Here is an 11,509-nt window from a genome sequence, read left to right as displayed (position 1 = left end):
CCCGAAGCGGACCCCCGGGGGCAGCAACCCCAGGGAGGGCGCAGGGCAGGAGGTATGTGCCCTGGCGGAGTCCCGGGGCCGACATTCCCGGAGCCTCCGCCGAGTTTTCGCGGGCTGGCACTGGTGGGGAAGCACGACAGCCGATTGGGCCTGAAAGGCCGACTGCGCCCGCCCCGGGCACGGACGCAGCGCGAGCCATGCCACCCCCAAGCCCGGCACCGAGATCGGGCCCAGGGGCGGCCCCTCGAATCCGCCCGGTGAGGGAATGCAGTCTCAGCCGGTCGTCCGAGCGCCGACCTGCCCCAGTGGGGCGCACCCCGAAGCAGGTTCAGGGGTGGCGATCCCAGGCAGGGCGCTGGGCAGGCGGCGATCGAAAGGCACACCCGGCGGGCCGCCGAGAGCAGGTGCCCGTGCGGGGGGGCCGGGGCGGGAGCCCGGGAGCTGTCCGCTGAGGACTTTCGGGAAGGGGCGGGGTGGGGAGAAGCGAGGTGGACCAGCCCCCCGCTCCTCTCCCTCTCAATCCACCCCCGGCACGTACTTGTACCCCACCCTCCGCACCGTCACGATCCTCCCCCGATGTCTGGCGCCGAACTTCCGTCGGAGGCGGGCGATGTGGACGTCGACCGTGCGGCCGTCGCCGATGTGTCCGTAGCCCCAGACGTGGGCGACGAGGTACTCGCGCGAGTACACCCGGTGCGGATTGCCGACGAGTTGGGCGAGGAGCTCGAACTCCAGGTAGGTGAGGTCGAGTTCACGCCCGTCGAGCTCGGCGACCCGCCGCTCCGGGTCGATCCGCAGCGGGTCGGGCGCACCGTCCTCCTCTCCTTCCGCCGGCGCGAGCACCCGCGCCTCCGGCCGGATCCCGTTGCGTGCGAACAGTTCCGTCGGGTCGGCGCCGGCGGGCAGCAACACCAGGTATCCGACGAACTCACGTGCGTCCTCCGCGTCCTCCCGTACGAGCCGGAGGTGCCGCGCCGACCCGGAGACGGGTGCGGGCAGGGGGACGGTTGCGGGCGTGGTCACAGTCATGGCTTCTCGATTCGCTGGGTCCAGTCGTGGGGCCGAACAAGCGGGGCCGACCGCCGCCGAGGCGGTCCGGCCGTACGGAAGAGCGCCGCGCCGGGCGGAACGCCGCAAGGCGTCCGGCCCGCCCGTCAGCAGCCGCAACAGCAGGACGCGCACACCGCGCTGGCCACGCGACGGAAGTCGACGTGCCGGCGGCGAACGAGCGGCTGCTGCTTGCGTGACATGGCGTCCCCACTACGCGTCCTCACGGACCCGCGTCGAAGTGTCGAAGTTCGAGGTTCGAAGTGTCGAAGTCGAGGTTCGAAGGTCGGAGCTCGAAGCTCGAAGTACCGGGAGGGCCGCAAACCCGACCCGAGTTCCCTAGTAGAATAGTAGGAAACGGCGCGGCTCCGCCAGTGGGCGATAATGCGGGCATGCGCATCTCAGCCAGAGCGGACTACGCGGTACGGGCGGCCCTGCAGCTCGCGGCCTGCACGGACAGCGGCCCCGTGAAGGCCGAGGCGATCTCCACGTCGCAGGACATTCCGCACAAATTCCTCGAAGGCATCCTCAACGACATGCGCCGCGGCGGGCTCGTCACCAGCCAGCGCGGCGGCAACGGCGGCTACCGACTGGCCCGCCCGGCCGCCGAGATCAGCATCGCGGACGTGATCCGCACGGTCGACGGCCCGCTCGTCTCGGTCCGCGGCGTGCGCCCGCCCGAGCTCTCGTACTCAGGACCGGCCGAGTCCCTGCTCCCCCTCTGGATCGCCCTGCGCGCCAACGTACGGGAGATCCTGGACGGCACCTCGCTGGAGGACGTGGCGTGCGCCGGACTGCCGTCCACGGTCAAGAAGTTGGCGGAGAACCCGGCAGCCTGGACCAACCCCTGACACGCGAGGCGCCCTCCGCACGCGGCGCTGACCTGCGGCTTCCCGGATAGCAAGACGGAAGCGTCCATTTACTGAACTCCCGCTTGCCCGTACGGCAGTTCACGGCCACTATCCCTATCAATCCAGTGGGAAAACTAGGGAAGGTACGTGCCGTCGTGAGAACGCTCATCCTCTTGGCCCTCGCCGGGCTCGGCGCCCAACTCGTGGACGGCAGCCTCGGCATGGCCTATGGCGTCACGTCCACCACCCTGCTCCTCGCCTTCGGCACGAACCCCGCGGCCGCGTCCGCGACCGTGCACCTCGCGGAGATCGGCACGACGCTCGCCTCGGGCGTGGCGCACTGGCGCTTCGGCAACGTCGACTGGCGTGTCGTCGCCAAGATCGGTCTGCCCGGCGCGGTCGGCGCGTTCGCGGGCGCCACGGTCCTGTCGAACCTGTCGACGGAGCTCGCCGAGCCCGCGATGGCGCTGATCCTGCTCGGCCTCGGCGCGTACGTGCTGACCCGGTTCACGTTCCTCGGCCTGCCGACCGGCAACCTCAACAAGCCGCTGCGCAAGCGGTTCCTGTCGCCGCTCGGTCTCGTCGCCGGCTTCCTCGACGCCACCGGAGGCGGCGGCTGGGGGCCCGTCGGCACTCCGGCGATCCTCGCCAGCGGGCGCCTCGAGCCGCGCAAGGTGATCGGCTCGGTCGACACCAGCGAGTTCCTCGTCGCGATCGCCGCGAGCCTCGGCTTCCTCTTCGGGCTCGGCTCGGAGGGCGTCGACCTGGCCTGGGCCGCCGCGCTGCTCGTCGGCGGCCTGATCGCCGCGCCGATCGCCGCCTGGCTGGTCCGGCACGTGCCGCCGCGGCTCCTCGGCTCCGCGGTCGGTGGCATCATCGTGCTCACCAACGTCCGTACGCTGCTCAGGAGCGACTGGCTGAACGCCTCCGACGCCACGCAGTGGACGGTGTACGCGCTCATCTACGTCCTGTGGGCCGCCGCCGTCGCGCACTCCTTCCGCGAGCACCGCAAGCAGACCCGGATCGCCCCCGAGGCCAGCACCGGCACGCAGGAGACCGGCACCCCGGAGGGCGACGAGCCGGACACCGCGAAGGCCGACACGTCCGACCTCGACGGCGCGAAGGCCGAAGTCCCCGCCCGCACGGGAAGCGGCGGCTCGGCCTGACCCGGCCGAACAGCCCGCACCGGAAGCAGCGGCTCGGCCTGACCCGGCCGCCCGCGACGGCGCCCACCGCGCCACCCGCAGGCCCCGAACTCCCCTCCGACCGAAGGGGGTTCGGGGCCCGCCTCGCCACCGACCACCCGCCGTGGCCCCGCGAGAAGCCCTGCCTCGCCCCTGTACGACCGCCCGTCAAGCCGCATCCCACCCCCCACCAGCACCACGGAGGCCCACCGTGTCCGAAGCGTCCGGCGTCAGCGTTTCCCCGCAGCCCCAGTCACTGGAGTCCTGGCTGCGGGTCGCGGCCGAGGTCGCCGACGATCTCGCGGTGGACGCGGCCGCCCGGGACCGGGCCGGGAAGCCGCCGTTCGACGAGGTGGCGCGGCTGCGCGAGAGCGGCCTGCTCGCCTTCCTCACGCCGCCGGGCCCGGGCGGGCGCGGCGCGGACTGGCCGACGGCGTGTTCCGTCGTACGACAGATCTCCGCCGCCGACAGCTCCGTCGGCGAACTCCTCGGCAGGCACTACGTGTTGGCCTGGTCGCCGCGACTCTTCACCGGGCCCCGGGTCGCCGCCCGCCTGGAGGAGCGCGCCGTCGCCGAGCAGTGGCTGTGGGGCGGCGCCACCGAGGCCGCCGAGCCCTGGCCGGCCGCCGGGCGCCTCACCCTGACGCCGACGCGCGCCGGTCATCTCCTGGACGGGCGGCGGGAGTTGGCGTCGGCGAGCGCGGTCGCCGACCGGTACGTGCTGACCGCGCCGCACGCCGACACGGGCGAGACCCTCGTCGCCGTGGTCGACCCGGCGCACGCGGGCGTCACCCCGCTCACCCGCGACGACCGCCTCGGCCAGCGGCTCACCGGGGCAGGCGCGGTGGCCTTCGAGCACGTGCCGGTGACCGCGGAGCACGTGCTCGGGGCGGTGCCGCGCGACGAGCACGCCATCTCGCCGTTCACCGCGCTCGCGCCGCTCGCCCTGCGGCTGATGCTCGCGCACGTCGGCCTGGGCAACGCCGAGGGCGCGCTCGCCGAGGCCCGCGACGTCAACCGCGCCTGGCCGCACGGCGGTTCGGCCGCACCGGTACCGGTGCGCATCGGCGGCGAGACCCCTTTCCCCACCGCCTCCGGCCTCCCCGAGCCCGGCGCGCCGGACCACGCGGCCCACCCGGCCCTCGCGGACCACGCCGCCCACACCAGCCACTCCGCGTACCCGGATCCCGTACCGGAGGTCCCGTATCTCCTCTTGTCCTACGGGGAGTTGGCGACCTCCGCGCACACCGCCGCGGCCGTCGTCGAGCGGGCCTCGGAGGGGCTCGCGCGCGGGCTCGCCGCCGGGACCGCGCTCGGGATCGACGAGCGGGCAGAGATCGCCGTCCTGGTCGCGGCCGCCGAAGCCGTCACCGCGCAGGCGACGCTGCGGATCACCGCGCGCATCCTGGAACTCACCGCCGCCGCCGGCACGACCGGGCACACCGACGGCCTGGACCGGTTCTGGCGCAACGCGCGGGTGCTGACCGCGCTCGACTCCCCCGGTCACCGGCTGCGCGCCATCGGCGACCACTACCTCAACGGCACCCCGCCGCCCCTCACCCTCCGCGCCTGAGCCCACCGGGACGCAGCCCCCAGCGCCCAGCGCCGCCCGAGCCGGGCCCGCCCGCCTGCCCGCCCGCCTGCTCGCCAGCGCGACCGCTCACCCGCCCCCGCTGAGCGTTCTTCTGCCACTTCCCGTGGGACACGTGTCTCATTTTCTGCTGGTTCGGGCTTCGTCGAGCCGGTTACATGGGGCCCGCCGGATCGCGTATTCCGTCGCCCTGCGCGGAGAACTCGCCAGCGCCATGAGCTGCCGGCGTCCGTTCGCTCAGGGAAGGTTCTGGGGCCATAACTCACCGGCATATGCGGCTCGCCGCGAAGGCCCTTCTCGCGTGCCTGCCCGAGTTTCCACGGCCATGGAATGTCGACGTGCTCTGCGCGGAACTCGCGCGGGCCAACGGCCGTCCGCTGACCCTGCATGCCGTCGACCTTCCCGAATTCCCCTTCGGCATGTGGATCGACGACGGGCGCGGCGACCGCATCCTGTATCGCTCGTCCGCCGCCGGATATCACCGGGACCACATCGTGCTGCACGAGATCTGCCATCTCCTCGTCGCCCGCGAACGGCAGCACCCCGCGGTACGACGCGCCCTCCCCCGCACCGAATCCCCCGAACCCGGCACCGGCCCTCGCGCCGACTCCGACCCCCGCACCGAAGGAGCCCGTACGGCCATGGCCCTGCGCGCCGCCACCGACGACACGCCCGCGGCCCGGACCGCCGTACGGCCAACGGCCGACGACACGCCCGAACCGCTCCTCGCGCACAGCCCCGCCGAGGAGGAGCTCGCCGAGATGTTCGCGTCGCTCGCCCTGAAGCGGGCCGGGCGGCTGCGTCCGCGCGAGCTCAGCCCGGTCGAGCGGCGCGCGGCGCAGTTGCTGGGGGTGGACGACCGTGCATGACGTGCCCGCGTGGGTGGAGACGATGCGGGGCGTGGTCCTCGCCGTCGTGTGGACGGTGCTGATCCTCCGCGTCCCGGCGCTGCGGCGCGCCGGTCAACGGCCGGTCTGGGCCGTGCTGTTGGTGCTCGCCGCCGGTTCGCTCCTCATCCAGGCGCAGGTCGGCGCGTGGGTCGACGAGGTGACGGGCGTGCCGAAGGCCGGTGAGCTGGCGGTGACGCTGATCGCGCTCACCGACTTCGCCGTGGTGTGGTGGTTCGCCCTGACGCTGCGCGCCGTGGACCGGCCCACGCCCGCCTGGCTGCGCCGCGCGCCCCTCGGCTGCGCGCTCGTCACGGCCGCCGCGGCCTTCGCGTTCTTCGCCCTCGCCGACGAGCGGCACCGGTACGGCGAGCAGGCGCAGGGCTGGTGGGTGGCGTACGCGCTGGTCTGGGTCGGGTACGGCCTGGTCACGGCGGTCGGCGCGGCCGCGGTGTTCTGGCGGTACGGGCTGCGCATGCTGAGCCCCGCGCTGCGCGCCAGCATGCTGCTGCTCGCGCTCGGCACCAGCGCCGAGGTGCCGTATCTGGTGATCCGGGGCGTCCGCTGGTTCGACCCGGAGGCGTCGCCGGCGCTGGCGCTCGCGGGGTTCTGGTGCTCGTTCGCGCGGTTCGTGCTCGTCGCGCTGGGCTGCTCGCTCGCGGCGATCGACCCGCTGCGGAAGGCGTCGCTGTTCTGGTACCGGCGGCAGCGGCTGTTCCGGCTGTGGCGGCTGCTGCGGCAGGCCACTCCGGAACTCCTCGTCGTCACACCGCAATCGCGGCTGTCGGATCTGCTGACGTTCCGCAATTCCTGGGAGTTGCTGCACCAGCGGGTCATCGACATTCGCGACAGCATCATCTTCCTGCGCGACGGCTGGGCGTCCGAGGAACTCCTCCGGGCGGCGACCGGCCATACGCAGGAGAGCGAACTGCGCGAACGAGAACGGCTGTTGGCGACCGCGTGCTGGATCGAGGCGGCCCGCCGCGAGGCGCTCGCCGGAGTGCCGCGCCGCCACGAAGAGGTGCGGATCGGGCTGCTTCCCGAAGTGCGCGGTTCGGAGTCCACGATGCCGCGCGAGATCACCTATCTCGTGCGCCTCCACCGATTTCTGAGTTCCCGGCACGTATCGGAATTCGCCGCCCGAATGCGGCCGGTCAGCCCACAGGACGCGTCGGCGAGCTGAGTCCACCCCGGCGTCCACTGTGACCCCCCCTCCGGCTTCCGCAAAAGTTTACGCAAGCTTGCACGCCGCGCAGCACCCCCTTCATCCGACATGTCCCCATACCAACGCCGCATCCTGCGCGAAGGGTTGACCTTCCCTCCGGGCCGGGACTAACTTCGGCGCCGCACAGTGCATCCGGTTGCAAAACCTTGCAGCCGGGTGGTCACCCGCACACGATGGGGCCGTGGCGCGTCGGCCCTCCCGCTGAGGAGGGTTGCATGGCTCATCCCGCACGATCAGCGTTCCGCAGGCCTGCCCGGATCCGGGAACCGGCCCGCTCCGCCGCGTCCGCACGTCGGCGCCCGGCACCCGGGCCGTCCCGGACGCCGGCCACCACGACCGCGCGTACGCCGGGTCCCCCCACCGTCCTCGACGGCCCGGCGTACGCGCAATCCGCGTGATCCGCCGAGCAGTTGCCCCTTCCGTACGAACAGACCTCCCCCACACAAGAGAAGGATCTCCATGAGCAAGCTCAGCAGGTCCCTGGTCGCCGCGGCCGCGGCGGGCTCGGCGGCGCTGCTCGGCGCCGCCGTGCTGCAGCCCGCGAACGCCAGCCCCGCGCCGGCCGCCGAGGCGAAGGCCAAGGGCAAGCCGAAGGCGCCGAAGGCCGCCGCGGGCAAGGACGTGATCGCCAACCTGTGGTCGTGGAACTGGAAGTCGGTGGGCGCCGAGTGCGCCGACGTCCTCGGCCCCTCCGGGTACGCGGCCGTGTGGGTCGCGCCGCCGCACGAGTCCATCGCCCACCCGGACGGCAACTGGTGGGACATCTACCAGCCGGTGAACTACGAGCTGAACAGCCGTTTCGGCGACAAGGCCGCGTTCGCCGCGATGACGAAGGCGTGCAACGACGCCGGGGTGAAGGTGTACACGGACGCCGTGGTCAACCACACCGCCGCGCTCACCGGCACCGGCTACGGCGGCACGCAGGTCTCCGACAAGTACCGGCCCGCGATGTACCAGCGCGGCGACTACAACGTCGACGCCTGCAACCGCACCATCAGCAACTGGAGCGACAAGTGGGAGGTGCAGAACTGCGAGCTGCTGGGCCTGCCGGACCTGAAGACGGGCAGTGACGCGGTCCGCTCGAAGATCGCCGGGTACCTCAACTCGCAGATAGCCCTTGGCGTCTCGGGCTTCCGCATCGACGCGTCGAAGCACATTCCGGCCGCCGACCTGGAGGCGATCGTCGGCAAGCTCGACAAGACCGGGGACGGTTCGAGCCCGTACGTGTTCCACGAGGTGTTCCCCGGTCCGACGCCCGGGCCCGACGAGTACTACGGCAGCGGGAAGGTCCTCGACTTCTCGGCGGCCGACCGGCTGAAGTCCGCCTTCCAGGGCGACATCGCGTCCCTGAAGGACTTCGGCAGCGGCCAGCTGCCCGCCGACAAGTCGGTGTCGTTCGTCACCAACCACGACACCGAGCGCGAGGGCCGCCACCTCTCCTACAAGGACGGCGACACGGCGGTGCTCGCCAACGTCTTCCAGCTGGGCTGGAAGCACGCCGACCCGACGGTGTACGCGGGCTTCACGTACGAGAACAAGGACGCGTCGCCGCCCGCGGACGGGGACGGGTTCGTCACCGACACGGACTGCGGCAACGGCGCCTGGTACTGCCTGGAGCGGGACCCGCGGATCACCGGCATGGTCGGCTGGCGTGCGGCGGTCGGCGACGCCGACGTCAGCGACTTCCAGTCCCCGCAGGCCAACGTGATCGGCTTCGGCCGCGCGGACAAGGGCTTCGTCGCCGTGAACAACACGGGCGGCGGGGTCACGGCCGAGTTCACGACCCAGCTGCCGGACGGCACGTACCGCGACGTGCTGAGCGGCGACGCGGCCCGTGAGGTGACGGTCTCGGGCGGCAAGGCGAAGCTCGAACTGCCGGCGAAGTCGGCGGTGGCGTTCCACGCCGGCACCGACTGACGGCCCGTACCCACACGAGACTGCGGCCGCCGCACCCGCACCGGTGCGGCGGCCGCGGATCTCACCGCTCGTACAACTGCGCCCGGGGCACGATCTGTTGCTCCGTCCCCGGGCTCGACCAGAGCAGCTTCATATGGGCCTCGCCGCTCTGCTCCGCGTAGTCGATCCTGACCTTGTGCCGGGTGCCCCCCTTCAGTTCCACCTGTCCCTTGTCGACGCGCGGCCCGTGCGGGTCCCAGGCGTCGACGACCAGCTCCCCGTCGATCCACACCCGGGCGCGGTCGTCGGAGACGGTGCTGAGGGTGTACGTCTCGGTGCGGCGGGGTTCGAGGGTGCCGGTCCAGCGGACACCGAAGTCGTCCGTCGCGATGTCCGGATGCGGTGAACCAGCGTATTTCCAGGCGTGGTTGACGGTCGCGTCCACCCTCGTGACCTTCGGCTCACCGGCGAGCTCCGCGTTGTCGAAGAGCTCCTGCCTGAGCCCCTTGCCGCTGCCCTCGGGCGCCGTGGGCCCGGGGTCCACGGTGAGTTCGACGACGGTCGCCGTGGGGTTGGTCGCCGCCCCGGTCGGTCTGAGCGCGTACCCGTCGGCGGTCTTCGTCACGTCGACCTTCTGCTCCGAGCCGAGCACCCGCGCCGCCTTCACCTCGAAGTCCGTACGCGCCGTCAGCTCAAGCGCGCCGCCCGGCGCGGGCCAGTCGGTGACCGCCGCGTACAGCTTGTCGCCCTTGCGGCTCACCGTTCCCCAGGCGGGCTTCTCGACGAGACCGGCGAACCGCGCCCCGTACACCGACTCGCCCTGACCGTCCGCGCGCAACCAACTCCCCATCTCGGCAAGGCGGTTCAGGGACGGCTCCGGGATGCGGCCGCGGGCGTCCGGGCCGACGTTCAGGAGGTAGTTGCCGCTGCGGGAGGTGGTGGCGAGGAGGTTGCGGACGAGGGTGGTGGTCGACTTCCAGTTCTGGTCGTGACGGGCGTACCCCCAGTGGTCATTGAGGGTCATACAGGACTCCCAGAGCTGGCCGTCCACCGGCCGGTCGGGGATCTCCTGCTCGGGCGTGCCGTAGTCGCCGTCGACGACCCGCCGTTTGCCGACGCGGTTGTTCACGATGAGCTCGGGGTCGAGGCCGCGCAGATACGACTCCAGGCGCTCGCCGTCGCGCGCGGTCCACGGGTTGTGCGGGTTCTCGGTGTCCCACTCCCCGTCGAACCAGAGCAGCGCCGGGTCGTAGGCGTCGACCAGCTCCTTGAGCTGGGCGTACATCCGCTTCTCGTACTGCGGGAAGGTGGCCGGGTCGGGGAAGTCCGGGTCGTGCCAGTCCCAGATCGAGTAGTAGAAGCCGAGCTTGATGCCCGCGTCGTCGGCTTCCTCCTTCAGTTCGGCGAGGATGTCGCGGCGCTTGTCGAAGGCCGAATGGTCGCGCAGATTCCAGGAGTTGACCTTCGTCGGCCACATCGCGTACCCGTCGTGGTGCTTGGACGTGATGACGATGTACTTCATCCCCGCGTCCTTCGCCGCACCCACCACGGCCTTCGCGTCGAACTCCGCCGGATCGAAGGTCGCGGCCTGTTTCTCGTACGCGTCCTTCGGGATGCGGCACTCCCGCTGGATCCACTCGGCGTTGCGGCAGACCGTGCCGTCGGGCCGGGTGTACTCGCCCTCCAGGTGGGAGTAGGCGCCGAAGTGGATGAACATGCCGAAGCGGTCCTGCCGGAACCAGCTGGTGCGCCCGGCGGTGAACGGGTCGTCGACAGCGTGGTCCGTGCCTGGCCCGGACGCCGACGGGGCCGAGGCCCGCGCCTCGGCCGGTGCGGCACCGGCCGCGGGCAGCGCCGAGGCGCCGAGCGCGGCGGTGAGGAGCAGGGTCAGTGCGGTGACTCTTCGCCTGGTGCGACTGCGGGGTGTGCGCATGGGGCGGCTCCCGTGTTCGACGGTGTGCTCCGGGGTGAAGTCGTCCGATCGCTGGGGACCGTAGAGACGAATACATCGGACGTCAACGGGGTCAACCAGCCATGGAGAGCGAGGAGTTGGCGGACTTCAGTCCTAGCGCTCCGATGTCTGCCCAGCCCACCGCCCCCTCCGGCGCGACCTCACACCGTCGGCAGCCGCTTCCTGATCCCGTCGAAGTGGTGCCGCATCGCCTCCGCCGCGCGCGGCCCGTCGCCCGCCCGCAGCGCGGCGACGATCTCGGCGTGCTGGGCGCAGGTGCGGTGCGGGTCCGGGTGGTCGTCCTCCAGGTCGTCCCGCACCTGCCGCATCGCGGCCCAGAACGCGTCGAGCACCTCGCTCAGCAGGTGGTTGCCGAGCGAGCGGTAGAGCGCGAGGTGGAAGGCCCGGTCGGTCGCCACGTCCACGGCGCCGCGCTCCGCCTCCTGTTCCATCTTCCGTACGAGCCCGTCCAGTATCTCCAGGTCGCCCGCCGGGACCGTCGCGGCGACCGTGGCGATCACGCCGGACTCCAACGCCTCGCGCAGCTCCATGAGTTCGTACAGGCTGGGCTCGCCCTGCCGGTGCCGCACCGCCGCGCGGAAGGCGATCCCGTCGACGAGCGGGTCGAGGGAGAGCGAGCCGACGTACGTGCCGAAGCCGTGCCGGATCTCGACGACCCGCACGGCCTGCAGCGCCTTGAGCGCCTCCCGCACCGAGTTGCGGCTCATGTCGAGCAGCTCGCACAACTCGGCCTCCGTGGGCAGCGGATCGCCGGGGCCGAGCCTCCGGTCGAGGATGAGCTGCCTGATCCGTGCCTGCGCCGTCTCGCTGAGATTGCCTCGCGCCATGACTTCCCGCCCGCGCCTTCCGCCTCTTG

The 11,509-nt window shown here is 72.1% G+C and carries 9 protein-coding genes; 6 read left to right on the top strand and 3 right to left on the bottom strand.

Annotation, left to right across the window (positions count from 1 at the left end; all coding sequences use genetic code 11):
- Positions 1-516 precede the first annotated feature (516 nt).
- A complete protein-coding gene (locus tag ACIDOF_RS22940) occupies positions 517-1,029 on the bottom strand; it encodes a winged helix-turn-helix domain-containing protein (RefSeq protein ID WP_409007899.1) in 513 nt (170 codons plus the stop codon).
- 410 nt (positions 1,030-1,439) lie between these two features.
- On the opposite strand from ACIDOF_RS22940, the gene ACIDOF_RS22935 reads away from it, so the two are divergent.
- From ACIDOF_RS22935 to ACIDOF_RS22910, 6 genes are all read left to right on the top strand, one after another.
- Positions 1,440-1,898 (top strand): RrF2 family transcriptional regulator, encoded by a 459-nt coding sequence (locus ACIDOF_RS22935; RefSeq protein WP_409007898.1) that lies wholly within the window; start codon positions 1,440-1,442, stop codon positions 1,896-1,898.
- A 155-nt stretch (positions 1,899-2,053) separates the two neighbouring features.
- Positions 2,054-3,064 carry a sulfite exporter TauE/SafE family protein gene (locus ACIDOF_RS22930; RefSeq protein WP_409007897.1) on the top strand — a complete coding sequence of 337 codons (1,011 nt, stop codon included), beginning with the start codon at positions 2,054-2,056 and terminating at the stop codon, positions 3,062-3,064.
- Positions 3,065-3,293: 229 nt separating this feature from the next.
- Positions 3,294-4,655 carry an acyl-CoA dehydrogenase family protein gene (locus ACIDOF_RS22925; protein WP_409007896.1) on the top strand — a complete coding sequence of 454 codons (1,362 nt, stop codon included), beginning with the start codon at positions 3,294-3,296 and terminating at the stop codon, positions 4,653-4,655.
- A 356-nt stretch (positions 4,656-5,011) separates the two neighbouring features.
- Complete coding sequence (locus ACIDOF_RS22920; RefSeq protein ID WP_409007894.1) at positions 5,012-5,542, top strand: hypothetical protein; 531 nt, start codon at positions 5,012-5,014, stop codon at positions 5,540-5,542.
- The gene (locus ACIDOF_RS22915; protein ID WP_409007893.1) at positions 5,535-6,743 is read left to right on the top strand and encodes a DUF6545 domain-containing protein; all 1,209 of its coding nucleotides are present in this window, start codon (positions 5,535-5,537) and stop codon (positions 6,741-6,743) included. The genes ACIDOF_RS22920 and ACIDOF_RS22915 overlap by 8 nt, the downstream gene beginning before the upstream one ends.
- A 501-nt stretch (positions 6,744-7,244) precedes the next feature.
- Positions 7,245-8,702: an alpha-amylase gene (locus ACIDOF_RS22910; protein ID WP_409007892.1), complete on the top strand. Its 1,458-nt coding sequence runs from the start codon at positions 7,245-7,247 to the stop codon at positions 8,700-8,702.
- A gap of 61 nt (positions 8,703-8,763) precedes the next feature.
- Here ACIDOF_RS22910 and ACIDOF_RS22905 read toward each other — a convergent pair whose 3' ends face one another.
- Both ACIDOF_RS22905 and ACIDOF_RS22900 read right to left on the bottom strand, forming a co-directional pair.
- On the bottom strand, positions 8,764-10,614 hold the full coding sequence (locus ACIDOF_RS22905) for an alpha-L-fucosidase (RefSeq protein WP_409007891.1): 1,851 nt from the start codon (positions 10,612-10,614) through the stop codon (positions 8,764-8,766).
- Positions 10,615-10,793: 179 nt separating this feature from the next.
- Positions 10,794-11,480: a FadR/GntR family transcriptional regulator gene (locus ACIDOF_RS22900; protein WP_409007889.1), complete on the bottom strand. Its 687-nt coding sequence runs from the start codon at positions 11,478-11,480 to the stop codon at positions 10,794-10,796.
- Positions 11,481-11,509: the final 29 nt, after the last annotated feature.

The sequence above is a fragment of the Streptomyces sp. Da 82-17 genome (assembly GCF_046098215.1).
Classification (GTDB): Bacteria; Actinomycetota; Actinomycetes; order Streptomycetales; family Streptomycetaceae; genus Streptomyces.
Note: the sequence above shows the minus strand (reverse complement) of the source record. Positions and strands in the feature narration are given on the sequence as shown.

What these genes read in the sequence shown, in the direction of transcription:
- ACIDOF_RS22900 (WP_409007889.1), bottom strand. Translation starts at nt 11,480, where the DNA reads ATGGCGCGAGGCAATCTCAGCGAGACGGCGCAGGCACGGATCAGGCAG.
- ACIDOF_RS22935 (WP_409007898.1), top strand. Translation starts at nt 1,440, where the DNA reads ATGCGCATCTCAGCCAGAGCGGACTACGCGGTACGGGCGGCCCTGCAG.
- ACIDOF_RS22910 (WP_409007892.1), top strand. Translation starts at nt 7,245, where the DNA reads ATGAGCAAGCTCAGCAGGTCCCTGGTCGCCGCGGCCGCGGCGGGCTCG.
- ACIDOF_RS22905 (WP_409007891.1), bottom strand. Translation starts at nt 10,614, where the DNA reads ATGCGCACACCCCGCAGTCGCACCAGGCGAAGAGTCACCGCACTGACC.
- ACIDOF_RS22940 (WP_409007899.1), bottom strand. Translation starts at nt 1,029, where the DNA reads ATGACTGTGACCACGCCCGCAACCGTCCCCCTGCCCGCACCCGTCTCC.